This window comes from Kutzneria sp. CA-103260, from assembly GCF_018263855.1.
Taxonomy (GTDB): domain Bacteria; phylum Actinomycetota; class Actinomycetes; order Mycobacteriales; family Pseudonocardiaceae; genus Kutzneria.
The window spans coordinates 4,216,219-4,240,437 of sequence record NZ_CP073318.1; the positions used below are offsets into that span (position 1 = coordinate 4,216,219).

Annotated in this window: 22 protein-coding genes; 15 read left to right on the forward strand and 7 right to left on the reverse strand. The window is 71.0% G+C overall.

Annotated elements, in window-relative coordinates:
* Positions 1–34: 34 nt before the first annotated feature.
* Positions 35–2,755 carry an AAA family ATPase gene (locus JJ691_RS17955; protein ID WP_211769895.1) on the forward strand — a complete coding sequence of 907 codons (2,721 nt, stop codon included), beginning with the start codon at positions 35–37 and terminating at the stop codon, positions 2,753–2,755.
* Positions 2,756–2,764: 9 nt separating this feature from the next.
* On the opposite strand, the gene JJ691_RS17960 is transcribed toward JJ691_RS17955, so the two are convergent.
* Positions 2,765–3,646: an alpha/beta hydrolase family protein gene (locus JJ691_RS17960; RefSeq protein WP_211769896.1), complete on the reverse strand. Its 882-nt coding sequence runs from the start codon at positions 3,644–3,646 to the stop codon at positions 2,765–2,767.
* Between the two features lie 151 nt (positions 3,647–3,797).
* Positions 3,798–4,247 carry a winged helix-turn-helix transcriptional regulator gene (locus JJ691_RS17965; protein WP_211769897.1) on the reverse strand — a complete coding sequence of 150 codons (450 nt, stop codon included), beginning with the start codon at positions 4,245–4,247 and terminating at the stop codon, positions 3,798–3,800.
* 181 nt (positions 4,248–4,428) lie between these two features.
* Between JJ691_RS17965 and JJ691_RS17970 the strand changes: the two genes are divergently transcribed.
* The 3 genes from JJ691_RS17970 (at position 4,429) to JJ691_RS17980 (ending at position 8,598) form a co-directional block, all read left to right on the forward strand.
* On the forward strand, positions 4,429–4,599 hold the full coding sequence (locus JJ691_RS17970; protein WP_211769898.1) for a hypothetical protein: 171 nt from the start codon (positions 4,429–4,431) through the stop codon (positions 4,597–4,599).
* 193 nt (positions 4,600–4,792) lie between these two features.
* On the forward strand, positions 4,793–5,839 hold the full coding sequence (locus JJ691_RS17975; protein ID WP_211769899.1) for a GlxA family transcriptional regulator: 1,047 nt from the start codon (positions 4,793–4,795) through the stop codon (positions 5,837–5,839).
* A 71-nt stretch (positions 5,840–5,910) separates the two neighbouring features.
* Positions 5,911–8,598 carry a glycosyl hydrolase family 28-related protein gene (locus tag JJ691_RS17980; protein ID WP_211769900.1) on the forward strand — a complete coding sequence of 896 codons (2,688 nt, stop codon included), beginning with the start codon at positions 5,911–5,913 and terminating at the stop codon, positions 8,596–8,598.
* 3 nt (positions 8,599–8,601) lie between these two features.
* Here JJ691_RS17980 and JJ691_RS17985 read toward each other — a convergent pair whose 3' ends face one another.
* Together JJ691_RS17985 and JJ691_RS17990 are read right to left on the reverse strand one after the other, a co-directional pair.
* Positions 8,602–9,273, reverse strand: a complete 672-nt coding sequence (locus JJ691_RS17985) for a polysaccharide lyase family 7 protein (protein WP_211769901.1) — start codon at positions 9,271–9,273, stop codon at positions 8,602–8,604.
* Between the two features lie 159 nt (positions 9,274–9,432).
* On the reverse strand, positions 9,433–10,239 hold the full coding sequence (locus JJ691_RS17990; RefSeq protein WP_249228008.1) for an SAM-dependent methyltransferase: 807 nt from the start codon (positions 10,237–10,239) through the stop codon (positions 9,433–9,435).
* Positions 10,240–10,321: 82 nt separating this feature from the next.
* Between JJ691_RS17990 and JJ691_RS17995 the strand changes: the two genes are divergently transcribed.
* The 3 genes from JJ691_RS17995 to JJ691_RS18005 all read left to right on the forward strand — a co-directional run bounded on the left by JJ691_RS17995 (position 10,322) and on the right by JJ691_RS18005 (position 13,309).
* Entirely contained in the window at positions 10,322–11,239 is a 918-nt protein-coding gene (locus tag JJ691_RS17995) for a LysR family transcriptional regulator (protein WP_249228009.1), read from the forward strand.
* Positions 11,240–11,372: 133 nt separating this feature from the next.
* Positions 11,373–12,428: a tartrate dehydrogenase gene (locus JJ691_RS18000; protein ID WP_211769903.1), complete on the forward strand. Its 1,056-nt coding sequence runs from the start codon at positions 11,373–11,375 to the stop codon at positions 12,426–12,428.
* Positions 12,425–13,309 (forward strand): alpha/beta fold hydrolase, encoded by an 885-nt coding sequence (locus tag JJ691_RS18005; RefSeq protein ID WP_249228010.1) that lies wholly within the window; start codon positions 12,425–12,427, stop codon positions 13,307–13,309. Before JJ691_RS18000 ends, JJ691_RS18005 begins: the two co-directional genes overlap by 4 nt.
* 170 nt (positions 13,310–13,479) lie before the next feature.
* On the opposite strand, the gene JJ691_RS18010 is transcribed toward JJ691_RS18005, so the two are convergent.
* Positions 13,480–15,321: an amidohydrolase gene (locus tag JJ691_RS18010; protein ID WP_211769904.1), complete on the reverse strand. Its 1,842-nt coding sequence runs from the start codon at positions 15,319–15,321 to the stop codon at positions 13,480–13,482.
* A gap of 149 nt (positions 15,322–15,470) precedes the next feature.
* Here JJ691_RS18010 and JJ691_RS18015 point away from each other — a divergent pair, with 149 nt between their 5' ends.
* Both JJ691_RS18015 and JJ691_RS18020 read left to right on the forward strand, forming a co-directional pair.
* Positions 15,471–16,598 carry a GDSL-type esterase/lipase family protein gene (locus JJ691_RS18015; RefSeq protein WP_211771553.1) on the forward strand — a complete coding sequence of 376 codons (1,128 nt, stop codon included), beginning with the start codon at positions 15,471–15,473 and terminating at the stop codon, positions 16,596–16,598.
* A 90-nt stretch (positions 16,599–16,688) separates the two neighbouring features.
* Positions 16,689–17,111, forward strand: a complete 423-nt coding sequence (locus JJ691_RS18020; protein WP_211769905.1) for a hypothetical protein — start codon at positions 16,689–16,691, stop codon at positions 17,109–17,111.
* Positions 17,112–17,172: 61 nt separating this feature from the next.
* On the opposite strand, the gene JJ691_RS18025 is transcribed toward JJ691_RS18020, so the two are convergent.
* Positions 17,173–17,721, reverse strand: coding sequence for a prepilin peptidase (locus JJ691_RS18025; RefSeq protein ID WP_211769906.1), 549 nt, complete (start codon positions 17,719–17,721; stop codon positions 17,173–17,175).
* Between the two features lie 132 nt (positions 17,722–17,853).
* Between JJ691_RS18025 and JJ691_RS18030 the strand changes: the two genes are divergently transcribed.
* The 5 genes from JJ691_RS18030 (at position 17,854) to JJ691_RS18050 (ending at position 21,913) form a co-directional block, all read left to right on the forward strand.
* Complete coding sequence (locus tag JJ691_RS18030; protein WP_211769907.1) at positions 17,854–18,363, forward strand: VanZ family protein; 510 nt, start codon at positions 17,854–17,856, stop codon at positions 18,361–18,363.
* A 263-nt stretch (positions 18,364–18,626) separates the two neighbouring features.
* Positions 18,627–19,106 carry a hypothetical protein gene (locus tag JJ691_RS18035; RefSeq protein ID WP_211769908.1) on the forward strand — a complete coding sequence of 160 codons (480 nt, stop codon included), beginning with the start codon at positions 18,627–18,629 and terminating at the stop codon, positions 19,104–19,106.
* Positions 19,107–19,113: 7 nt separating this feature from the next.
* A complete protein-coding gene (locus JJ691_RS18040; RefSeq protein WP_211769909.1) occupies positions 19,114–19,659 on the forward strand; it encodes a hypothetical protein in 546 nt (181 codons plus the stop codon).
* Positions 19,656–20,750 (forward strand): MAB_1171c family putative transporter, encoded by a 1,095-nt coding sequence (locus tag JJ691_RS18045; RefSeq protein ID WP_211769910.1) that lies wholly within the window; start codon positions 19,656–19,658, stop codon positions 20,748–20,750. The genes JJ691_RS18040 and JJ691_RS18045 overlap by 4 nt, the downstream gene beginning before the upstream one ends.
* Positions 20,747–21,913: an FAD-dependent monooxygenase gene (locus JJ691_RS18050; RefSeq protein WP_211769911.1), complete on the forward strand. Its 1,167-nt coding sequence runs from the start codon at positions 20,747–20,749 to the stop codon at positions 21,911–21,913. The genes JJ691_RS18045 and JJ691_RS18050 overlap by 4 nt, the downstream gene beginning before the upstream one ends.
* Here the strand turns inward: JJ691_RS18050 and JJ691_RS18055 are convergent.
* Positions 21,903–22,733 (reverse strand): oxygenase MpaB family protein, encoded by an 831-nt coding sequence (locus JJ691_RS18055; protein WP_211769912.1) that lies wholly within the window; start codon positions 22,731–22,733, stop codon positions 21,903–21,905. The two genes, JJ691_RS18050 and JJ691_RS18055, sit on opposite strands and share 11 nt — an antisense overlap.
* 306 nt (positions 22,734–23,039) lie before the next feature.
* Between JJ691_RS18055 and JJ691_RS18060 the strand changes: the two genes are divergently transcribed.
* Positions 23,040–24,212: an LLM class flavin-dependent oxidoreductase gene (locus tag JJ691_RS18060; protein WP_211769913.1), complete on the forward strand. Its 1,173-nt coding sequence runs from the start codon at positions 23,040–23,042 to the stop codon at positions 24,210–24,212.
* The last annotated feature ends 7 nt before the right edge of the window (positions 24,213–24,219 follow it).

Below are 24,219 nucleotides of genomic sequence, written 5' to 3' on the forward strand. Positions count from 1 at the left end.
TTCACTGCCCGTTCGACGCAGTACGTTGTTGAGCATGGCAGGCGTGTCAGCGTCGAACACGTTGTCCGGCCGGGACCAGGAGTGCGACGGACTGGTCGCCTGGCTCGCCGCTGTCGCGCGAGGCGAGGGCTCGGCACTGCTCCTGCACGGCGAGGCCGGCATCGGCAAGAGCGCGCTCCTCCGCTTCGCCACCGCCGAGGCGGCCGGCTTCAGGGTGCTGTCGGTCAGCGGGTGCGAAGCCGAGTCAGCCATCCGGTTCGCGGCGCTGCACCATCTGCTCCGCCTCCTCGCCGACCATCTGCCGGACACGCGGTCGGGCCAGGCCGCTGAGTTGGCGCGGGTTCTGGAGTCGGACACCGACCTGGGTCTCATGCCGCGGGTCCGGGCCCTGGACCTGTTCCGCGCCGCAGCCGGCGAACGTCCGCTGCTGTGCGTCGTGGACGACGCGCAGTGGATCGACGAGCCTTCCCGCGCTGTGCTGGGTTTTGTCGCCAGGAGGCTGCGGGCCGATCGGGTCGGCCTGCTCCTCGCCCGTAGTGACGAGCAGGGCACCGACGAAATCCTGGCCGGCATCCCGAGTCTTCGGCTCGCGCCACTGGACCGCCTGTCGAGCATGGAACTGGTCCGCAGAGTCGTGCCCGTGCCGGCCCTGCTGTCGGCGTTGACCGACATCGCCTCCGGCAATCCCCGGGCACTGCTGGAACTCGCCGCCGCTCTCACGCCCGGTCAAGTCCGGGGCGAAGAGCCCGCGCCACGGACACTGCCGCCGGACAGCACCCTCCGCCGGCACTACCGGACCCGACTGGACCGGCTCACGGCCGACACCCGGTGGCTGGTCCTGCTCGCCGCCGCCGACGATCAGTCCGATGTGGACACTCTGATTCACGCCGCCGCGGTCAGCGGCGTGGACATCGCCGCGCTGGAGCCGGCCGAGGCGGCCGGGCTCGTTCGCGCGGAGGGTCAGACGGTGGTCTTCCCCGGCCCGCTGCTCCGCTCGGTCGCGTACCACGAAGCTTCTCTCGCCCAACGCAGAGCCGCGCACCGTTGCCTCGCCCAGGCACTTGATCCGCACGCGCATCCGCTGCGGCACGCCTTGCACCGGGCCGCCGCCACCGACGGCCCGGACAACCGCCTGGCCGACGAGTTGGAATGGATAGCGACCAAGCAGACCGGTAGGCACGCCACGTCTTCCCTCGCCCTGGAACGGGCCGCGGACCTGAGCGGCGACCCACTCGTCGGCGCGGCCCGACTCCTCTCGGCGGCCCGACACGCCTGGCTCGCCGGTGAACCGAGCCGGGCGGGAACCCTGCTCGACCGGATCCCCGCGATCCCCGCCACCGCCCGCGTCCGGGCCAGTTCCCGGGTGCTGGCCGGCGAGATCGAGATGCGGACCGGCCAGGCCGGCGTGGCCAGCCGGACGTTTCTCGCCGCCGCCGGGGACCTGGCCACCCTCGACCGGTACCTGGCCATCGCGGCGCTGATGCGGGCCGGCGAGGCGCTGTACCAGTCGGGCGGGCACGAGCGGTACCCGGAGATCGCCCGTCGGGCCCTGGCCCTGCGCCGTCCCCACGAAGTGCCCGTGGTCGAGTCGATGTTCGACTATTTCGAGACGTTGTCGGCGAGCTTCCAGGGACACCAGGGCAAGGCGGTCGAGTCCTCGCGCCGGCTGCTCGCCCTGGCGCCCACGCTCGACGACAGCGACATGCTGAGCCGGATGAGCATGGCGTTGCTGTTTCGCGGCGACGAGGCGCAGGCCCATCACCTCGCCACCCGCTCGATGCGAATCGCGCAGGCCACCGGCGACGCGCCGAGTCTGCCCCAGGCGGTGGAGGCCGCGTCGCTGGCCGAGTTCGTGCTCGGTCGGTTCGACGACGTGACAACGGCGTTGGACGGGTTGCGGCTGGCCCGGGACAGCGGCCAGGACACCCTGACCGGCAACTACCTCGCCCAGCTCGGCGCGGCTGCCGGGATGATCGGCGACAAGCAGACGTGCCTGCTGCGGCTGCGTGAGGCGGCGGGCCGGGGCACCCGGCGGGCCGCGGCCTACAGCACCTGGGCACTGGCCGCGCTGGACCTCGCCGAAGGCCGCTACGCCCACGCCGCGGACCACCTGCGCGACATCATCGCCGAGCACGACAGTCGAGGACATCTCATTCTTCAGATCCACACCACGCCGCATCTGGTCGAGGCCACCGCGCGGGCGGGCCGGCCGTCAGCCGCCGTGGCCGCACTGGAGATCTACGACTCGTGGGCCGGCAGCACCCGCAATCCGTACTGGCTCGCGCTGTCGGCCCGGTGCCACGCGCTGCTGGCCGACGACCCGGCCGACGCCGAAGCCCTTTTCCACCAGGCGATGCAGCTGCATGACTTGAGCGCCAACACGTTCGACCGGGCCCGGACCGCGCTGCTGTTCGGGCAGCATCTGCGTCGACGGCGCAAATCCAGGCAGGCACGGGATCTCCTGCGGGAGGCACTGGTCACGTTCGAAAGATTCGACGCCCGACCCTGGGCCGCGCAGGTGGCCGGCGAACTCCGCGCCGCCGGCCACCCGACCCAGCCCCGCACCGCCCCGGTCGACGACACGCTGACCCCGCAGCAGGCCCGCATCGCCCGGTTGGTCGCCGACGGTGCGACCAACCGGGAGGTGGCGGCCCAGCTGCTCATCAGCGCCAGGACCGTGGACCACCATCTGCGCAACATCTTCGCCACGCTGGGTGTGCGGTCGCGGGTGGAGTTGGCGAAGCTGATGCGCTAGAGCCGCGGGCTAGCAGGCCGTGGTCCGGAAGGCTGACACCGCCGCGCCCGCGAACCCGCAGGTGAACGGGGCGAACCGGTCGTCGGCGCTGACGAAGCGCTTGAACCAGGACACCACCGCCCTGGACACCGTGGGATTGGCGGAGATGGGGAAGAAGTGGTCGGCGCCGGCGAGCTCCAGGTAGGACTTCGGGCCGGCCAGCGAGTTGTAGAACGGGATGGCGTGGGAGGCGGGCGGCGCGATGAGGTCGTTCTGCGCGCCCACGATGAACACCGGCTTGCCGATCTTGCTCCAGTCCTGCGTGGTGTCCCAGGGCGCGAGCGGCACACCGGCCTTGAGAGTGGTGTCCTTGGCCATGGCCTCCAGCGTGCCGCCGCCGCCCATGGACCAGCCGGCCACACCCCGGCGGGTGCCGTCGACCTTGCCGCGTGTGCTGGCCGGCGCCGAGTTCGCCGCCCAGTTCAACGCCGCCAGGAACTCGTCGCCCCGCTGTTGCGGCGAGTCGAACACGGAGGTGGTGTCCACGCCCACCACGACGAAGCCCCAGGACGCCACCCGCGGGCCGAGCCAGCTGATCTGGCTCCAGGTGGCCGCGAATCCGGGAACGATGGCCACCACGGGATACGTGCCGTCGGCCGTCGGGTAGTAGACGGTCCCGCCGCCGAACCCGGTCTGGTTGGTGATCGCGGCGGAGGTGGTGGCGAAGCTGCCGTTGCCGGTGATGTTGTCCGCGGTCGGCGCCTGGCCGACCTGGTCGGCGAAGGCCGGCGTGGCGGCGGTGGCCAGGCCGCCCGCTGTCAGTGCCAGTACGATCCCCAGCGCCGCCAGCGGACCACTGAATCGACGCCACGGTCGTCGGCGCTCGGCCCGCGCGGAATGCTGTGCCTGCATGTGGACTCCCTTCGGACCGGGAAGCGACCGCGGACCGGTGTGGCGGCGGTGTTCCGGGATCCTTCGGCCGAAGCGTGCTCGGCTCACGGGGCCGCGGGCATCGGCGAAATCACCGGCCTCCGCTGAGTAGCCGCCGCTGGGAGTGTGGCCGTCAGGGCTTGTTCAGCACGAATTCGACGTCACGCGTGGGCACCTCGACGCCGTCGTCGTTGACAAAGGCGACGTGCACCGACTGCCCGGACTTGCTGCGACGCGACGAGGACGGGCCGACGGTGCGCGGGCGGTGCACGTCCCCCCACTGCTGCAACGCGCCCAGCACCAGGCGGAGGTCCCAGCCGGCCGGGGTGAGGTGGTAGCTGTGCCGCTGCCTGCTGCCGGGCTCCTGGTACGGCCGGGCCTCCAGCACACCGGCGGCGACCAGGGTCTTGAGCCGGGCGCTGAGCAGGTTGGGGGCGATGTCCAGGGTCGCCCGGATCTCGGCGAAGCGGTGCCGCCCGGCGAAAACCTCGCGCAGCACCAGGAGAGTCCACCGTTCGCCGAGCACCTGCAGGCTCCGCTCGATCGAGCAGGCCGGCAGGTCGTCGGCCACCTGCTCCGTCATCCCACCGATACTACCCCCTGACTACAGCATGACAACTCAGGTGAGCTGTGACAGCGCCCACCCACGGCCATCCACGGCCGCACCGGCCTGCCGGCCACCACCTGGACGGCCTGCTCGACCGACCGTCCACTCTGGAGCCGCTAGGCTTCGGCGATCATCGGACCAGCAGAAAGGCTTGCGGATGAACACCGAGTACTACGCGGGTTGGGGCACCTTGACTCTGATCAACGCCGGGCTCGCCCAGGGCAAGAACCGCAGCGGCCTCAACTGGTTCCTGCTCTCGCTGCTGCTCGGCCCGATCGCGACCTTCCTCATCGTGGTCCTCAGCCCGCTGCCGCCGCGGGCGTCCTGATCGCACGGATCCCGCCAGCCGGCCCGACGACGGCGGGCGGCGCCCTGGTATATCAGTGACCGCCCACCTAGGCTTCCCTGAGGCCATGGGCGGATGACGTACCGGCATTGTCGTCAGATGACGGATGCTCGTTCCCCGCCACGCTGGCTACGTTCGCGGTGTTCCCAGCAGACACCGTGAAAGGCGGGCGAGGATGACGACGCCGAGCCATGGGCTCTCCCTCGCGACCGACCACGGCCGGCTGTGGCGGGCGACGCCGCAGGGAAACCAGGCCGTGGTGATGCGCACCGACAGCCCGGAGCCGGCCCGGCCGGCGCTGTCGCACGGCCGGTTCCGGCACGTCGTCGCGGTCCTCGTGCCCGACGACGCCATCGCCCTCGACGTGGCGGTCATACGGCAGGTGTTCGGCCCGCGGACCGCGCCCGAGTCCGATGTCGCCGGCCTGTACGAGGTCGTGCTGTGCGGAGAGCAGGGTGAGCTGGCGCCGCTGGAGAAGCTGGTCACGGCGGACACGGTCATCGTGCCGGGCGTCGAGAATCCGTTGGCGCAGCGCGGCATCGTCGTCATCGACGCCCTCCGTGCCGCCTACGCCGCCGGGGCGCGCATGGTGGCCGTCGGCACCGGCGCGTTCCTGCTCGGCCACGCGGGCGTGCTCGATCGCCGGCGCGCGACGACCCACTGGCAGTACGCCCGCGAGTTCCGCGAGCAGTTCCCGTCGACCCGGCTGGACACCGAGCTCCCGCACGTGGACGACGACCGGGTGCACACCGGCGGCGGCATGCCGTCCGGCGTGGATCTCGCGCTGCACCTGCTGTCCCTCGACGTCGGCCGAGCCCGCGCCGAGGCGGTCGGCCGGGCGGTCATCGCCACGCCCCGGCGGGCCGACATCCGGTCACGGCGGGACGGCGAGGAGCCGATGGCCGTGGTGATGGGCTGGCTCCGCGAGCACCTGCACGAGCCGCTGTCGCTGTCCCGGGTCGCCGAGGAGCTCTACATCAGCGAGCGCAGCCTGGTCCGCAAGTTCCGCTCGGCCACCGGTGCGACCATCTTCGAGTGGGTCAACCGGGAGCGGATCGATCGGGCCCGGCTGCTGTTGGAGACCACCGACCGGCCCATCGCCGACATCGCCGCCGCCGTCGGCTTCGGCTCCCCGGAGACGCTGCGCCGCAACTTCCAGCGCCACGTCGGCACCACGGCCCGCAGCTACCGGCACAAGTTCCGGCACGCCGCCGTGGACTGACGGCCGCCTCTTCGGGCGGGGCCACGCCGATCCACCGCCGGCGGCCCGGCGCGTTCCTACCGTTGGCGGACATGACAACCCCCGCTCCCGTCACGGTCAACGTGCGCGACTTCGGCGCCGTGCCGAACAACACCGACGACTGCTCCACCGCGTTCCGCAACGCCATCGACGCGCTCGATCCGGTCCGCGGCGGCACCGTGGTGGTGCCGGCCGGGCCCGACGCGTACCTGTTCAACCGATCGGTGATCGTCGACCGCCCCAACGTCCGCTTCGTCGGCGAGAATGCGACAACCACCGTGTTGGAGACCCGGCTCTCCATCCCGCCGCTCATCTTCGGCGTGCAGCGGGGCCTGCACGCCAGCCCGATGAACCCGGCGCACTGGCAGGACCTGCACGAGATCATGCCGGATCTGCCGGCCGGCCAGCGGTGGGGCTATCGGACCAGGGCGCCGCTGCTCACGCCCCTGCCGAAGGACAGCCGCACGACCGACAACGCGATCGTCACGCTGCCGGCGTCGCCGTTCTCACTCGGGCCGGCCGACGGACCCGCCGGCTGGACCGGTCTGACCCAGTTCACCCTCGACTTCACCGTCAGGAACAACGACGGGGCGTGGCCGACCGCCACCACCACCGCGCTGTTCGGCGCGGTGGACAACGAGGGCCTGCCGGCGCCGTTCGTCGCCTGGCTGGGCACCGGCGTCGGCGGCTTCGTGCTGGTCTTCGACTTCACCACCGACGACGGGCTGTGGCGGCAGATCCGGGTGCCGGTCGCCGACCCGAGCCAGGCGCTGCTGCGCTGCTCCATCCAGTTCGACCTCACCACCGGGGCGGTCGCCACCTGGATCAACCACGTCCGCGTCACCCCCGACCTGTCCTTCGTCAACGACGGCTGGGGCGAGCGCCCGCTCTCCTTCTTCCGCAACAAGTACTCCCCGTTCAACCTGGGCACGATCTCCCCGCTGTCCAACGGCGCCAGCGGGGCCGGCGACCTGCCCGGGGGCCTGGCCGACCTGACCTTCGCGGCGATGCGGCTGTCGTCCACCCTGCAGTACGTCGTGGACGACAACCCGACGCAGCGGACCGCCGCCGGGGCGGTGACCGACGCCGACTGGTGGGCCAACCCCGCCGGCGTCTTCGCCTGCCTGCCGATGAACCAGCCGGCGACGATGACCAGGGCGACCACGCCGAACACGCCCGACCTGCCCGACCTCCAGGTGCCGTGGACCAGCTCGACCAACGGCCCGCTCGGCTACGGCCTGCTCATCGCCCGGGAACTGGGCAACGGCGACACCATCATCGGCGACTCGCTGGAGCACCTGACCATCAACTGCGGGCGGGTCTTCAGCGGTCCCACCAACTACGGGCAGGGCATCGGCGTCGGCTTCGTCTACTCGTTCCGGCTGGACGACGTGGTCGTGAACTTCGGCGCGCAGGGCCTGAGCTCCTACAACTTCGGCGTCAGCTACCCGGTCGAGCTGCACCGGTGCGACTTCGGCTGGCAGACCGACACCGCCGTCTACGTCTACGGCCAGATCAGCCGCGCGGACCGGATGAACGTGCGGTACTACGGCAACACCGCCGTCAAGGCCGTCCGCTCGACCCTGAGCTGGCACGACATCTTCTTCACCGACTCGGCCTCCTGCGAGTCGGTGGTGCGGATGTACGAGTGCTCGGCCCAGTTCGACGCCCTGATCGCCGATTTCGAGTCGCCGACCGCGAACCTGCCCAGCGACAGCTACTTCTGGGCCTCACTGGCCTCGGACTCCGGCCCCACGCAGCTGGTGTTCCGGGACTGCCAGGTCGGCACCTGCGGGCCGGAGGCCGTGGCGGTGCGGCTGGTCTCCGGCGACGTCAACGCCGGTCTGCCGACGCCGGGGCGCAATCGGGGCTGGTGCACGATCGAGCGGTCGTTCAACACCTTCCTGGACCGCGACGCGCTCGCCATGGTGGCGGTGGACGGTCCGCTGTGGCAGGGCACTTTCCAGGGACCGGCGCCGGCCCGTCCGGAGTTGGTGACGACCACGGCGTGGCCGGGGGCGTCGGCTCGCATCGGCCTTAACGGACCCGTGCCGCCGGCCCGCACCGTGGCTCGCCCCGCCGCCGACCCGATCCCGGACCTGCCCGGGCTGGTCGGCTACTACTCGGCCGAGGAGCTGCGGCTGCCGACCGGCAACGGCCCGCGACTGCCCGTCGAGGGCGAGGCGATCACCACGCTCTTCGACCTGTCCAAGGCGCACAACGACGGCGCGGCCGTGCGGACCGCGCCGCTCTATCTGTCCAACCAGGTCAACGGGCGGGCCGCGCTGCGCTTCGACGGCGACGGCTGGTACCAGTTCCCGTCGATGACCGGCACCACCGGCGGCGGCACGCTTTTCCTTGTCACCAAGGGAGATCCGCTCGTCGACACCGCGCCCGGCGGGGCGTCGCTGCGCCGGTACGGCCTGGCCTGGAGCGCGAACCTGCTGGGCGCGCCCCAGGCCGCATCCGCATCGGACTGGGTCGTCTACGCCGCCCGGTACACCAGTGGCGCCAAGCGGATCCTCGACCTGTGGGCCAACGGCCGGCGCTACGACACCCGCCGCCGCGACATCAACGGCGACATCAAGTTCGCCACTCCGCTGCTGGGCAGCGTGAACAACGGCCTGGGCGTGTTCAACGGCCTGGTCGCCGTCGCCGTGTTCGTCGACGGCGGCCTCAGCGACCCCCAGGTCGAGTTGGTCAACCGATTCCTGTTGCACCAGCACGACATTCCGGTGTAGCGGCTACTTCTTGTAGATGTGGATGTTCCTGACGTAGACGTCGCAGCGGGCGGACATGCCCTTCTGGTGGTAGACGCCCACCTTGAAGTAGTGGTTGGCGGCGCCGTGGTCCTGGAAGACTCCGTGCGCGGCGCCGTTCACGTACACGCTCACCTTGCCGGTCGCGGTGTCGTGGGTGACGTTCAGCGTCAGGTAGTGGTCGTAGAGCGGCTGGTAGATCGTGGACTGGTCGTAGTAGGAGAGCTGGTTGGGCATGGCCCACGCCATGAACGCGGTGGCCCGGCCGGACGCCCCGAACACCTGCATGATCGAGGCCCGCGAGCAGCCCGACGCCACCTTGATGTCGGCCTGGAACTGGGCCTGGCCGGAGGTGTAGTCGTTGAAGAAGCGCAGTTCGCTGCGCGGGCCGGAGTCGCGGCCCGGGTACTTGCTCGGGTCGGTGGCCAGCACCCACATGTGGTGCTCGCCGTTGGTGAGGGTGTGCCGGGTCAGGCCCGGCGGCTCGTCGAGTTGGTAGTCGGGGTGGATCTCGGTCCAGCCCGACCCGATCGGGGCCGCGCCGGTGGTGGCGATCTGGTCTGGGGTGGTCTGGTCCGGGGTGGCTGAGGCAGGGGCGGCCACGCCGGCCATGGTCAGCACCAGGGCCGCGGCACAGAAGAGACGACCGACACTCATGTCTTGACTCCGCAGGTTGATCACGCAGGGTCGCGACGGCGTGGCCGAACTGTAACAGCGTGCGGCAATCGACGTAAAGGTTTGCAGCCATCCGGTCGACAGCGTCGATGAAACACCGATCGCCGGCCGATCAGCGTCGATCGGCCGGCCCGGAGTCCGCTAGGCCTTGCGGCCGACGCCGACCAGGGCGCCGCTACGGTCGGGGTGCTCGCCGACGTCCTCGGGCGACTCCGGGTGCCACACCGGAGTGAACACCACACCCGGCTCCACCAGGTCGAACCCGGTGAACAGGGCGATGATCTCGCCCCGGCCGCGGGGCTGGATCGGGTTCTGCGACTGGGCGTAGAGCCGGGTGATCTGGTTGACCTGGTCGCTGTCGACCTCGTGGGTCAGGTGCGACAGGGCGAGGTAGCTGCCGGCCGACAGCACCCGGCGGTACTCGGCCAGCACCGCCAGCGGGTCGACCCCGGGCGGCAGGAAGTGCAGCACAGCCACCGCGAGCAGACCGATCGGCCGGCTGAAGTCGAGCAGCCCTCGGGTCTTCTCGTGTCCGAGCACGTATCCGGTGTCGGCCAGGTCCGCCTCGATGGCCACCGCGTTGGGGTTGTCCTCCAGCAGCAGGTCGGCGTGCGCGACCGCGACCGGCTCGTTGTCCACGTAGACGACCTTGGCATCGGGGTTGATGTTCTGGGCGATCTCGTGCACGTTGCCGGCGGTGGGAATGCCCGAGCCGAGGTCGAGGAACTGGTCGACACCCCGGCTGAGCAGGTAGCACACGGCCCGCCGCAGGTAGGACCGGTTGAGGAAGGCGAACTGGGGCACCCCCGGCGCGGCCTGCTCGATCTGCCGGCCCAGGGCGCGGTCGACCTCGAAGTTGTAGCTGCCGCCGAGGAAGTAGTCGTACAGCCGGGCCGCGCTGGCCTTCTCGATGTCGACTTCCCTCGGGGCCCACGCCGGTCGCTCCACCCGCTGCCACCTCTCCCTTGAGTCGGCGCTCAGCCTAGTGATCACCATCGGCGGGCCGGCTCCCCGGAACGGGTGACGTGGCATGCTGCCCATTGTGGACGCTCGGCAGCTGGAGTACTTCCTGGCGGTGGTTGACCACGGCGGCATGGGCAAGGCCGCGGCCGCCCTCTACGTGGCTCAGCCGTCGCTGTCGCAGGCGCTGCGGACCCTGGAACGGGATCTCGGCCAGCCGCTGTTTCACCGGATCGGCCGACGGCTGGTGCTCAACGACGCCGGCCGGGCACTGGTCGGACCGGCCCGGCAGGTGGTGCGGGGGTTGGCCACGGCCCGGTCCAGTGTGGATTCGGTGGCCGGGCTGGCGGTCGGCCGGGTGGAGATCGCCGCCACGCCGTCCCAGGCGGTGGAGCCGCTGGCCAGCCTGATCCGGGCGTTCGCCGCCGTCCATCCAGGCATCTCGGTCGCCATCAGGGCCGCCTTCACCGCGCAGAACGCCATGGATCTGGTCCGTGGCGGCGCCGTCGAGATCGCCCTGCTGGCCTCGGCCGAGGAGCCGTCCGCCGCCGGGCTGCGCTTCACGTCCCTGGGCCGACAGCGGTTCGTGCTGGTCACACCGCCGGACGGCCCGTTCCCGCCGGGCCACGTCGTGCGGCACGCGGAGCTGGCCGGGCAGCGGCTGATCGTCGGGCAGACCGGCAGCGGCATGCGGCGGCTGGTCGACCGGATCCGGGACAGCGGTGTCGACCTGACCGCCGTGGTGGAGACCGAGCACCGGGAGGCCATCCTGCCGCTGGTGCTCGGCGGCGTCGGCATGGCCGTGCTGGCCGACTCCTGGGCCGGGCTGGCCGAGCGCAGCGGGGCCCTGGTGCTGGCCCTGGAACCGGCCGCGCACCTGCACATCTGCCTGGCCACCCGCACCGACGACCTGAGCCCCGCCGCCCAGGCCTTCCTGACCACCGCGAGTCCCGCTCTCGGGCAACCGAAATACGAGTTTCGGACCTGAGACCGCGTCTCGATCTCGACATTCACTTGTCTGAGAGCGGGACTCGCGGGGTGGTGCTCATAGGCTGTGCCTATGAGCGGGGGTGGATTCCGGTCTTGGACCCGGCCCCTGCACCGGTGCTGTGATCGGATCCATGGTCACCCATCGGATCGCGCTCATCCCCGGCGACGGCATCGGCCACGAGGTCACCCCGGCGGCCCGGCACGTGCTGGACACCGTCGGCGCGCGGCACGGCGTCCGGTTCGACTACGACGAGTTCGACTGGTCCTGCGCCCGCTACCACGAGACCGGCGCGATGATGCCGGCCGACGGCCTGGACCGGATCCGCCACCACGACGCCGTTTTCCTCGGCGCGGTCGGCGACCCGTCGGTGCCGGACCACCTCTCGCTGTGGGGGCTGCTGATCCCGATCCGCCGGGGCTTCCGGCAGTACGTGAACCTGCGGCCGGTCAAGGTGTTCGAGGGCCTGCCGAGCCCGGTCCGGTCTGCCCTGCCCGGCCAGGTGGACCTGGTGGTGGTGCGGGAGAACGTGGAGGGCGAGTACGGCGAGATCGGCGGCCGGCTGCACCGGGGCTTCCCGGAGGAGATGGCCGTGCAGGAGGCGGTGTTCACCCGCGCCGGCGTGACCAGGATCGCCGAGTACGCGTTCACGCTGGCCGAGAACCGGCGCGGCGTGCTGACCTCGGCCACCAAGTCCAACGGCATCGTGCACACCATGCCGTTCTGGGACGAGGTGGTGACCGAGGTCGCGGCCAGCCATCCGGACGTGTCGTGGCGGTCCGAGCACGTCGACGCGCTGGCGGCCAAGCTGGTGCTGGACCCGGCCCGGTTCGACGTGATCGTCGGCTCCAACCTGTTCGGGGACATCCTCAGCGACCTCACCGCGGCGGTGGCCGGCGGCATCGGCATCGCGCCGGCGGCCAACCTCAACCCGGAGCGGGACTTCCCGTCGATGTTCGAGCCGGTGCACGGCTCGGCGCCGGACATCGCCGGCCGTGGCGTGGCCAATCCGCTGGGGGCGATCTGGACCGCGGCCATGATGCTGGACCATCTCGGCCACGCCGAGGCGGCGGCCTCGATGGAAGGAGCCATCGCCGCCGTGCTCGCCCAGTCACCGGTGCGCACGGCCGACCTCGGCGGCACCGCCAGCACCGAGGAGTTCACCAAGGCCCTGGTGGAGTTCCTGTGAGCCTGCTGCCGGAAAGCTTTGTCTACCAGGACATCGACGTCGACGACGTGCGCATCCACTGCGCCGTCGGGGGTGACGGGCCGCCGCTGCTGCTGTTGCACGGCTATCCGCAGACCCATTTGATCTGGCGTCGGGTCGGGCCGCTGCTCGCCACTGATCACACCGTCGTGCTGGCCGATTTGCGCGGATATGGCGACAGTTCCAAGCCCGCGCCCACCGCAAACGATGTGGAGTACAGCAAACGGGCCATGGCCGCCGACCAGGTTTCCCTGATGCGGGCGCTGGGTTTCGACCGGTTCGGCGTGGTCGGCCACGACCGTGGCGGCCGGGTCGCGCACCGGATGGCCCTGGACGCGCCCGATGCCGTGCAGCGCCTGGCGGTGCTGGACATCGTGCCCACCCGGCATTCCTTCGAGCACGCCGACACCACGTTCGGCCTGGGCTACTTCCACTGGTTCTTTCTGGCTGCCGGCAACGGGATCCCGGAACGGCTGCTGGCCGCCGAGCCGGATTTCTGGATCCGGTCGCGGATGAACTCCCGGCGCCACGGCGGCGCCCCGTTCGATCCGGCCGCGGTGGACGAGTACGTGCGCTGCTTCTCCGACCCGGCCGCGATCGCCGCGTCCTGCGCCGATTACCGCGCTGCCGCCGGCATCGACCTCGTGCACGACAGCGCCGACGCCGACCGGCGGGTGGAGTGTCCGCTGCTGGCGCTGTGGGGCGAGCACAGTTTTGTCGGCCGCACCTATGCTGTGCTGGATGTGTGGCGGGACTACGCAGCTGACGTGAAAGGCCAAGCCCTGCCCAGCGACCACTACCTGCCCGAGGAGCAGCCGGAGCTGGTGGCCGAGGCGGTTCGGGAGTTCTTCAGGCCGACGTGATCCCCCCGCTCGGGGGTGACAGGGGGACCACGTCGCACCGGGTCGAGCCTGTGGGAATCCCGGCTGGGTAGCTCTTCGCGGCCGTGTTGCTGATCGTTAGCCTTTCGGGCATGTCGACTGCCCAACGGTTCCTTTCCGCCGGCCAACGGTAGGTATGCGTCGACCAACGGTCAACCGTGGCCACAAGCGGCGTGGCTCTGCCGGCGGTCGGCTGGCGCACCGGTGGCCAGCAGGGCGTTTCTGGCCGCGATCGCCGGCGGCACGGGAGCCGGGCCCTGGTGCACGATCTCGCCGCCGACCATCGTCAACAGGGCCTTGGTGTTGTGGATGTCGGCCGGCGCGATCCGGGTCACGTCCCGGTCGGTGAGCACCAGGTCGGCCTGCTTGCCCGGTTCCAGGGTGCCGGTGAGATGTTCCTGGTGCAGCTGGAAAGCCGTGCCGAAGGTGTGCATACGCAGCGAGGACTCCCGGGACAGGCCCTGTTCGGGATGCAAGGCCGGGCTGCCGTCCGGGAAGGCGCGGGTGATGGCCTGGCTGACCGGGGCCCACGGGTTGAACGGGTCCACCGGGAAGTCCGTGCCGCCGGTGAGCCGCACGCCCGCTCGCTCCAGCGTGCGTGCGGCGTAGATCCGACCCTGCCGCTCCGCGCCGACATACGGCAGCAGCGCGTCGACGCTGTAGAAGTTCGTGCCGGCCCACTGCAACTGCAGGCAGCACAGCACTTTCGCCCTCGCCACTCGGGCGATGTCGGACGGGTCGATCAGCTGCACGTGGGCCAGCGTGTGTCGGTTGTCCCGATCGCCGTTGGCCAGCCGTGCGACCTCGTAGGCGTTGAGCGCCGTGCGCACGGCTCGGTCGCCGATGGTGTGGGCGTGCACCTGCCAGCCCGCTTTGTCCAGAGTGGACACGAAGGCGGAGATGGTCTTCTGGTCGAAGTAGAGCTGGCCGTAGTTGGCGCTCGGCTTTCCGTCCACAAGATACGGTTCGAGCAATGCCGCCGTCTGCGCCGGATACTCGATGACACCGTCCATGAACACCTTGGCAATACCGGCGCTGAGCCGGTCGACACCCTGATGCCGCTGCCGGAACGCTTGCAGCACCGCCAGAATCGCCTTCGGGTCGGCCGCCTTGTCCGGCTCCACCCGGTAGGCCATGTGCGTGCGGGCGCTGAGCTTTCCGTTGGCCGCCAACGCCTTGAACACCTCGGCGTGCTGGTCGTTGGCCGTCGCGTCCATCACCGTGGTGACACCGGCCGCGGCCAGCATCCCATAGGCCTCGGTCGCCGCGGCCACCAGATCGGCGAAGGTCAGCGGCGGGATCACTTGCTGCACCAGGTTGACGGCGTCGTCCTTGAGCAGGCCGGTCGGCTCCCCCGCGGCGTCGCGCACGATGGTGCCACCGGGCGGATTCGGCGTGTCCTTGGTGATGCCGGCCAACGCCAGTGCCCGGGAGTTCACCCACGCGTTGTGGTGGTCCGAGGAGCCGACGAAGATCGGCCGCCTGGTCGGCAGCGCGTCCAGATCCCGCTTGTGCACCACCGTTCCCGGCGGCAGCACACCCGCCGAGTTCCAGTTGGCGATCTGCAGCCAGCCGTCCGGCTCCTGACCGGTCGAGGCGTTCAGGGCCGCCGTCACCACCGAGATGATCTGCGGCACCGTCAGCGTCGCGTCGTCCAATGACGGCGTGTGCAGGCCCGCGCCGCCTTCGATGGGATGGATGTGGCCGTCGTGCAGGCCGGGCATCACCAGGCCGCCCTTGAGGTCGATCGCCTCCGTGTCGCGGCCCAGCCGGCGTAGCAACTCCGCACCCGTGCCCACCGCCAGGATCCGGCCGTCCCGACCCACCGCGATCGCCTCCGCCGGCGGGCAGTTCGACACCCCGGTGTACACGATCCCGTTGTGCAGCACCGTCGCCGCCGACCGGCGGGGCGACGCCACCGCGGTCCCGGCCATGGTGACCGACACGGCGGCCGCACCCAGGCCGGCCAGCACCGCGCGTCGACTGGCTTCCACGGCTACCACCCCACTGATTTCGTCGCAGGAGTGAAGATTGCCTTCGTTTATCGCATACCATGGATCACCTGACAAGCGATTCCGTCACGCGTGACCAATTCTCGTGAGCCGCGTCCGCTTTTCCGATCTAAGGTGAAGGCATGACCGACTTGATCACCACGCCGATCACCGCCGACCTGGTGCGCGGGGCGCTGGAGCTGGAGCCGACCGAGCAGGGCCTCCAGCCGCACCGGCTGCCGGCCCGGGCCCGCGCCCAGATGCCGGACCAGCAGTTGGCCATGGCCGAGGCCCAGCCGTCCGGCGTGCGGCTGGTGTTCCGCACCGAGGCGACCGTCGTCGAGCTCGACACGTTGGCCACCAAGAACTCCTACGTCAATGTGCCGCCCCGCCCCGACGGCCTCTACGACCTGATCGTCGACGGCCAGCTGACCGCCCAGTCCAGCGTCCCCGGCGGCAGCATCCTGCTGATCGACATGGCCACCGGCACCGCCGAGCTCAAGCCCGGCCCCGCCGGCACCGTCCGCTTCACCCTGCCGGCCGGCGCCAAGGACGTGGCCATCTGGCTGCCGCACAACGAGATCACCAAGCTCGTCGCGCTGCGCACCGACTCCCCCGTCGCCCCCGTGCCGCTCGGCGACCGCCGGGTCTGGCTGCACCACGGCAGCTCCATCAGCCACGGCTCCATCGCCGCCAGCCCCAGCACCACCTGGCCCGCCCTGGCCGCCTCCGCCGGCGACGTCGAGCTCGTCAACCTCGGCTTCAGCGGCAGCGCCCTGCTCGACCCGTTCACCGCCCGGGCCATCCGCGACACCCCCGCCGACTTCATCAGCCTCAAGCTCGGCATCAACCTCACCAACGCCGACCTCATGCGCCTGCGTGCCTTCGGGCCCGCCGTGCACGGCTTCCTCGACACCATCCGCGAGTGCCACCCCACCACGCCGCTGCTCGTCGTATCGCCCCTGTACTGCCCCATCCAGGAGAACACCCCCGGTCCTGTCGCCCCCGTCATGACCGACGGCGTCCTCCGCTTCCGCGCCACCGGCGAGCCCGCCCCCGGCAAGCTCACCCTCACCGTCATCCGCGACGAGCTCGCCCGCATCGTCAAGCTCCGCTCCGCCGACGACCCCAACCTCCACTACCTCGACGGCCTCGACCTGCACGCCGACTCCGACCCCGCCCTGCCCGACGACCTCCACCCCGACGCCGCCACCCACCGCCTCATCGGCGCCCGCTTCGCCGCGCGTGTCTTCGGGGTAGGCGGTCCATTCGCCGTCTGACACGCCGTGAAACCACCCGACCGAATGATCATGCGAACTTGCCCGGCGTGGGTGCCGTGACCGCTCACGGTGGTGCGCTGCACTACGTGCATGCGTATGTCACCACTGACCCGCACGCTTGCCGCACTGACGGTGGGCTGCGCGGCGTTCGCCGTCACGCCCGTGGCCGCCTCCGCCGCCCCGGCCGCCGTGCAGGCGCCGGCCAAGCACAAGATGAAGGTCCAGGCCGCAGCGGTCAAGGGCAAGGTCAAGAAGCACGAGAAGACCCAGGTCAAGGGCCGGATCGACGACGCGGCCAGGTCCGTCGACGCCGACGCGGAGACGCTGATCGTCCAGGAGCTCCAGGCCGGCGCCTGGGTGAACGTGGCCACCGGGGGCTGCCGTCCCAACGGCGCGTTCTCCATCGACGTCAGCTTCGACGTCTCCGCGACCCTGTCGCTGCGGGTGTTCCACCCCGAGAGCACGCTCTACGCCGCTGCCTACTCCGATGTGTTCGCACTGGTCGTGCTCTGATCTGACCGCATGAACGGCCGACGCCACTCGCGTCGGCCGTTCTGCCCGGCGGCGAGCAGCCCTAGAGAAGCACGCCCAGCAGCGCGCCGGCGATCAGGAAGGGGCCGTAGGGAATGGTCGCCTTCCGTCGGCCGCGAACAGTCAGCGCCACGCCGGCGATCCCGCCCAGCAACACACCGGCGAAGCAGCCGAACAGCAGCGCCGACCACGACAGGTAGCCGAGGGCCAAGCCGATGAGGCCGGCGAGTTTGACGTCGCCGAGGCCCATGGCGGACGGCTGGGCGGTGGCCAGCACCAGGAAGAACACCAGCAGCAGCACGCCGCCGATGCCGGCTCGGGCCAGGGGCCAGAAGTCGTGCCGCCACAACGAAGACGCTGCCAGCAGGGCGGCGACCACGGGGTACGAGGGCAGCACGATGAGGTTGGGCAGCCGGCGGCGTTCGAGGTCGATCACGGCCAGCACGACACCGGCCAGGACGAAGTAGAGGTAGGCGGGCAGGGAAGGCGGCGGGATCCGCACAGCGGTGGCGGCCAGCAGCACGACGGCGGCCGGCACGGCGAACCGCCGGATCCTCACGTTCCGGTCGGGCAACGACTCGGCGACGACCATGTCCCACCCCCACAGCAGGTGTAGCACAGACAGCGCCGAATCGGGGCCTCAGCCATAAGGCCGAGGCCATCGGACGACACGGGGCTGTTCGGCCGAGGCGGCGGGTGGACGATCGCCGGCAGGGTGAGGCCCGTGATTCCCTCCCTGGTCCACCAGGCCGCCACCTACGTCACCGCGGACCCGCTGGTGGTGGCCGGCCTGCTGGTCGGCTGCCCGTTGTTCGCCTGGCTGGGCCGGCTGGTCGGCCGCCGGCGCGGCTGGTCGACGACGCCGGCCGCGGTGGCGGGAGCGGGTCTGGCGCTGGCACTCGCGGTCACGCTGTGCCGGGTGCCGCCTCAGACCTACGGCTCGGTCCGGCCGTTCTGCCTGTTCAACGGCTTCTTCCTGATCGGGACCAACGAGCTGCTCAACGCCCTGATGCTGACGCCGTTCGCGTTCTTCGCGGTGCTGGCCACCCGCAACCCGCCGGCGGTGATGCTGGTGTCGATCACGCTGAGCGGCCTGATCGAGCTGACGCAGGCCGTCACCGGCGCGGGCGTCTGCGAGACCCAGGACTTCCTGAACAACAGCGCCGGGGCGATCGCGGCGGCCATCGCGGGCTGGGCGGTCACGACGCTGGACCGGGAGCCGGCCGAGGTATGACAGCGGCCCCGCACGCCTTCCTCCCCAGCCGGGCGGCTTCCCCCCGAAGCGGCCGGCATGGTGCGCACGGGGCCGCCTGCCGGCGGGCTCGCCCCCAGGGAGCCCGCCCAGCCCCGGGAGTGAACCCGGGAGCCCAGAACGCCACTCACGCTACAATATAATTAACCGATTCCGATCTCGTTCACTCGGATGGCCCAACCGCCTGTACCACGATTCGCTTCCCTGGTTAACATCGGGCCCGTTCACGCAACGAGGGAGGCGCCGTGGACGGCAGCGAGGGGGCTGCGCAGCCGGAGTTCGTCCTGGCCCGCCGGCTCAACCACCTGTTCAACACCACCGTGAAGGCCGTCGACAAGCGCGGCCGGCCGGTGCGCTACTCCACGCCCGAGGTGGCCGCGGCGATCAGCGACGACCCGTCGCACCCGATCTCCATCTCCCGGGTGACGCTGTGGAAGGTCCGCGAGGGCAAGGCCAATCCGACCATGGAGAAGGTCCGGGCCATCGCCAAGTTCTTCGACGACCACCGCGCGGACGGCGCGCCCCGGGTGACGGCGGCCTGGTTGCTGGCCGACGGCGACGACGAGTCCGGGAGCCCGGACGCGCTGCCGGAGCGGGCCGAGCAGGTGCGGGCCATCGCCATGCGGGCCGGCCGGATGAGCCCGGACCGGCTGCGCATGCTGGTGGAGATGATCGAAGTGATCGACCCGGGCGGCGGCGAGCCGCTGCCGAGCGTCGGGGGCTGAGCCGCCGATGCGTTTCCCCCGCCGCGACAACGGCTCCAGCGAGCGCGAGCTGCGCAGGCGCTGCCGCGGCCTGCTGCGCGAACTGGACGTGCAGCCGCCGCTGGACGTGCACGAGTTCTGCGCCCGGCTGGCGGTGGTGCGCGGCCGGCCGATCCGGCTGGTGCCCTACCCGCTGTGGGCCGATGGGCCGTTCGGGCTGTGGTTCAAGGGCCGCAACGCCGACTTCATCGTCTACCAGGAACACACCACCAAGCCGCACCAGCGGCACATCATCCTGCACGAGGTCGGCCACATCCTGGCCGACCACCCGTCCGACGAGGGCGCGGGCGAGCTGTCCGAACTGCTGGCCGGCCCGGCGGCCGAACTGCCGGAGCCACCGGACTCGCTGCGCTGCCGGACCGCGTACGACCAGCGCGAGGAGCGGGAGGCGGAGACCGTGGCGACGATCATCCTGGAGTGGGCGTCGATCCTGGACGCGATGCGCATCCCGCAGAGTTCCGACGCGGCCGAGGGTGTCGACGCCGCGCTGAGCGACCGGCTGGGCTGGCTGTGAACCCGGACCTGTCGTTCCAGGTGTACGCCGCGACCGCCGTGGGCGTCTGGAAGGGGGCGCAGCTGGTCCGCACCCCGCGGCGGATCTCGCTGTGGTTCGTGGTGGCCTGCTTCCTGGTGTCGGCGGTGGCCTTCGCGGTGCTGCCGCAGGCCGGGGTCGGCATCGAGGGCGGGGTGTCCGGCGCGGGCCCGATCTGGCTGATGTGGCTGGGCAACGCACTGCTGCTGACCATGCTGTACTCGCTGATCTGTGTGTTCGTCTTCTCCGCCGGGCAAGGGAGGCAGGCGTGGCGGCAGGCGGTGCGGGAGGCGGTGCGGCTGGTGCTCACGCTGGCCGTGCTGGGCATGCTGGCCGCGACGGTGCCGCAGTCGCTGGCCCCGGACGCCTATCCGCGGGCCACGCTGGACGCGTTTCGCTTCGTCGCCAACGCCTACACCGTCTACGGCGTGATCACCTGCATCGTGTGGATGCACCGGCACACCCGGATCACCCAGCGCTGGCTGGCCTGGGGGCTGGCGGTGGCCTCGGCCGGGCTGGCGGTGATCGGCCTCGGCTCGGCGCTGATCGCCGTGTCGATGGTGATCCGGCTGGCCGAGCCGGACACGGCGGTCGTCCTGGAGCTGCCGGGCGTGGTGGTGGGCGTCGGCAACATGGTGGTGTTGGCCGGCTTCATCCTGCCGGGGGCCCGGGTTCGCTGGGTGGCGGCCAAGGTGTGGTGGCGGCACCTGCGGGACTATCACCAACTCCGTCCACTGTGGACAATGCTGCACGCGGCGTTCCCGGAGGACGCGCTCAACCGCGCGCCGGCCAGCGCCTGGCGGGACATGCTGAGCGTGCGGGCGGTGAACCGCCGGTTCTACCGCCGGGTCATCGAGTGCCGGGACGGCCTGGTGCGGGCCAGCGGCCGGCTGGGCGCCGACAGCCCGGCCGATCCGGTCGCGCTCGCCGCGTGGCTGCGTGGCACGCTGGGCGATCATTCGGGCCCGCATGAATCAGCCGAGGCGCGGCCGCTGGCGGTGCCGGCCGACGGCGGCCTGGAGTCCGACGTCCGTGAACTTGTCGCACTGTCAAGGGAACTTCGGGTCGCATGAGCCGGATCCTGGTCATCGGCGGCGGAGTCGCCGGCCTGACGACGGCCATCGCGCTGCGCCATGCCGGGCTGAGCGCCACCGTGTGTGAGGCGCATCCGACCGGCGCCGACGGCCGGGGCGCGTTCCTGACGATCATGGCCAACGGCCGAGACGCGCTGCGGGCCGTCGACGCCGAACACCTTGTGCTGGAGCGGTCGTTCGCCTCCAGGCAGGTGCGCATGCGCGATAGCCACGACCGTGGGCTGGGCGTGCTCACCATCCCCACTCCCGATCCCGACCACGGCCCGCGCACGATGCGCCGTGCCGACCTGTACCGGGCGCTGGCCGACGAGGCGGTGCGGCGCGGCGTCGAGATCGAGCACGGCAAGCGGCTGGTCGGGGCGCGCCATCACGGTGGTGTGACGGCGTTTTTCGCCGAGGACAGCCGCATCGGCGGGGACCTGCTGATCGGTGCCGACGGCGTGCGCTCGACCACCCGGTCCCTGATCGACCCGAAAGCGCCGCAACCGGAGTACACCGGCTGGCACAGCGTGATGGGCGCGGTCCGCGACGCACTGCCGGCCGACGACTACGACAGCTACTACATGTACTTCGGCCGCCGGGCCACCTGCGGGCACATCACCGCCCCGGACGGCGAGACCTGGTGGTTCGCCAATCTGCCGTGCGGCGAACAGGAACTGGCCGGCGCCTCGCCCACGGAGCTACGCCGCCGGCTCGGCGACCTGTTCGCCGGCGACCGGATCGGCACTGTGCGAGCGATCCGGGCCACCGGCGACGACCAGATCACCGCCGCCGCCTGCTATCAGCTGCCCACCGTGCCGACCTGGTCCCGTGCCGGCATGACCCTCGTCGGCGACGCGTTGCACGTGGCCTCGCCGTCGACCACGCAGGGCGCTTCCATGGCCATCGAGGACGGTGTCACGTTGGCCATGTGCCTGCGCGACATCCCCGACACCACAGCCGCGCTGCACGCCTACGAGCGGCTGCGCCGCGAGCGCGTGGAACGCGTGGTGCGAACCGGTTTCCGCCGGCCCGGGCCGCGCCTGCCCGGGCCGTTGCGCCGATTGCTGCGCGACCGGGCCGTCGCCCGGCGCACCCGTCACCCCGACACCGACTGGCTGCACCTGCACCACATCGACTGGGGCGGCGGCGTCAGCCTCTGAGCACGGCGATCGGCAGCAGGTCCTCCTCGGTCACCGTGGACAGGTCGATCCGCGGCAGGTCGACGGTCTGCGAGCGGTCGATGCCGAAGACCGCGGCCACCTCCGGGTCCAGCAGGTCGGCGGTGGCCGCCACCAGCTCCTCCATCGGGATGTCCTTGACCCGCAGGGAGCGGTTCTCCTGGAACACCTCGTGCGCCTCCGGCGTCACCGTCAGCTCGTTGGCGATGATGCCGGCGTACTCGGCCTCCAACGCGTCGTAGCTGCCGGGCAGCACCGGCGTGGTGCCGAAGACGTAGCCGACCGTGCGCACCGCGTCCGCGCAGTAACCGTCCCGTTCGGACTCACTGAGCCGGCCGATCTGCTTCTCCTGCGCGGCAAGCAGGTGGTGGATGAGCACGGTGTAGACGCGGGTCGTCAGCTCCGGGTCGTTGGCCGTCCACTCGCGACCGTCCGCGTCGATCCCCCGCAGCCGGGAATGCGCTTCCCACGCTCCCCGGCGCTGGGCCTCGACCTGCTCGGTGTCGCCGAAGATGGCCACCAGCATGCCCCGGGTCAGCTGGCGGAACTCGTTGAAGTTGGCTCGGCGGGCCATGGCCATCGAGATGGACTGTCGCATGTGGTCGATCAGCACCAGCGTGGTGAACGCCGACCAGCCGCCGAGCACGGTCGGCAGCCACGGCGCGCAGTACCGGCGCAGGATCGAGTCGTCACCGACGAGGCCGTCGTCGACCGGACGTGTGCGGGGCGTGTCGAAGCCGTCACGCAGCGGTCTCAGTGAGGTCAGGACAGCGGCAGGTGCAGGGGAGTTGACCGGCGACAACGTTGCGTCTCCTTCTCGTGGACATCGCACCGGCGCAGGGGAGCGAACGGGGCGGCCCGCGCGAGACGAGCCGGACGTCAGTGTCCGGTGGGCAATCCCCCAGTCGCCTCGACGTGTCGCGCGTCGGCACACAGAAGGTACCCAGGCGACCGGGCATCGTCGACCATCTGTGGCCATCGTTGGGCAACAACCACTCTCGGTTGACGGGCCGCCGCGTGCAGTGATCGGGGCGTCACCATGTAACGACCACGGTGCGTCGGCAGACAACAGCGGGCAGTGGCCGGTCACGACGAAGGGGCGTCCGCCGTGAAGATCGATCTGTTCAACGAGATCCAGAATCCCCGGCCCTGGCCGGACGGCCACGAGCAGCACCGCTTCCGGCGCGCCGTGGAGCAGGCGAAACTGGCCGACCGGCTGGGCTACGGCTGCTGGTGGCAGGTGGAGCACCACGGGGCCGGCGAGTTCAGCCTGTCCTCGGCCCCGGAACTGGTGCTGGCGGCGATCGCCCAGCACACCAACCGAATCCGACTAGGCCACTCGGCCGTGTTGGCCCCCGGCCGTTTCAACCACCCGATCCGCGTCGCCGAGCGGGCGGCGACGCTGGACCACCTCAGCGGCGGCCGGGTGGAGCTGGGCCTGACCCGGTCGACCATCCCGGAGTGGCGGCTGTTCACCATCTCCCCCGAGCAGGCGCGGGCGCAGACCGCCGAGGCGTTCGCGATGATTCCCGAGATGTGGACCAGCGATGAATTCTCGTACCACAGCGAGAACTACGCCATCGACAACGTCCGCATCGGACCGAAGCCGCTGCAGCGGCCGCACCCGCCGCTGTGGCAGGCGGCGGCCAGCCCGACCTCGTTCGAGGAGGCCGGCCGGCGCGGCGTCGGCGTGCTGGGCACGACGATGTGGGAGTCGCTGGAACGGGTCGGCCGGATGATCAAGCTGTACCGGGCCGCGGCCGAGTCCTGCGCCGACCCGGTCGGCTCGTTCGTGAACAACCAGGTCGGCTACTTCACATTCGTGCACTGCGCGGAGACCGACGAGCAGGCCATGCGCAACGGCGCCGCCGCGGCCGCCGCCTGGTACACCGTGACCGCGCTGCGCTTCTTCGAGGCCGCCACCGAGTTCGCCACCACCATGCGGCGGCACCAGGAGGTGCTCGACTCCCCCGACGGCGGCGGGCTCACCGGCGACTTCCTGCGCGGCGAGGCCGACAACGCGCCGACTCCGGCCCAGCTGCTGATCGGCCGTGTGCTGGAGGGCGAGGACGTGCCCGAGGACGAGTTGTTCACGGTGCTCAGCGCCCAGCAGTCGCTGATCGTCGGCAGCCCCGACACCTGCCGCGAGAAGCTGCGCGCCTACGCCGACCTGGGCATCGACCGGCTGATGTGCCTGCACCAGATCGGCAGCGTGCCGGACGAGGCGGTGGACACCAGCATCCGCCTGATCGGCGAGCTGATCCCGGAGTTCGACCGCTAGGGTGACC

Bases quoted from the DNA above. Each gene is read 5' to 3' on its own strand.
- JJ691_RS17985 (WP_211769901.1), bottom strand. From the start codon at position 9,273: ATGAGTGTCGGTCGTCTCTTCTGTGCCGCGGCCCTGGTGCTGACCATG.
- JJ691_RS17955 (WP_211769895.1), top strand. From the start codon at position 35: ATGGCAGGCGTGTCAGCGTCGAACACGTTGTCCGGCCGGGACCAGGAG.
- JJ691_RS18020 (WP_211769905.1), top strand. From the start codon at position 16,689: ATGCGTATGTCACCACTGACCCGCACGCTTGCCGCACTGACGGTGGGC.
- JJ691_RS17960 (WP_211769896.1), bottom strand. From the start codon at position 3,646: ATGCAGGCACAGCATTCCGCGCGGGCCGAGCGCCGACGACCGTGGCGT.
- JJ691_RS18000 (WP_211769903.1), top strand. From the start codon at position 11,373: ATGGTCACCCATCGGATCGCGCTCATCCCCGGCGACGGCATCGGCCAC.
- JJ691_RS18040 (WP_211769909.1), top strand. From the start codon at position 19,114: ATGCGTTTCCCCCGCCGCGACAACGGCTCCAGCGAGCGCGAGCTGCGC.
- JJ691_RS17995 (WP_249228009.1), top strand. From the start codon at position 10,322: ATGCTGCCCATTGTGGACGCTCGGCAGCTGGAGTACTTCCTGGCGGTG.
- JJ691_RS18050 (WP_211769911.1), top strand. From the start codon at position 20,747: ATGAGCCGGATCCTGGTCATCGGCGGCGGAGTCGCCGGCCTGACGACG.
- JJ691_RS18025 (WP_211769906.1), bottom strand. From the start codon at position 17,721: ATGGTCGTCGCCGAGTCGTTGCCCGACCGGAACGTGAGGATCCGGCGG.
- JJ691_RS17970 (WP_211769898.1), top strand. From the start codon at position 4,429: ATGAACACCGAGTACTACGCGGGTTGGGGCACCTTGACTCTGATCAAC.
- JJ691_RS17975 (WP_211769899.1), top strand. From the start codon at position 4,793: ATGACGACGCCGAGCCATGGGCTCTCCCTCGCGACCGACCACGGCCGG.
- JJ691_RS17980 (WP_211769900.1), top strand. From the start codon at position 5,911: ATGACAACCCCCGCTCCCGTCACGGTCAACGTGCGCGACTTCGGCGCC.
- JJ691_RS17965 (WP_211769897.1), bottom strand. From the start codon at position 4,247: ATGACGGAGCAGGTGGCCGACGACCTGCCGGCCTGCTCGATCGAGCGG.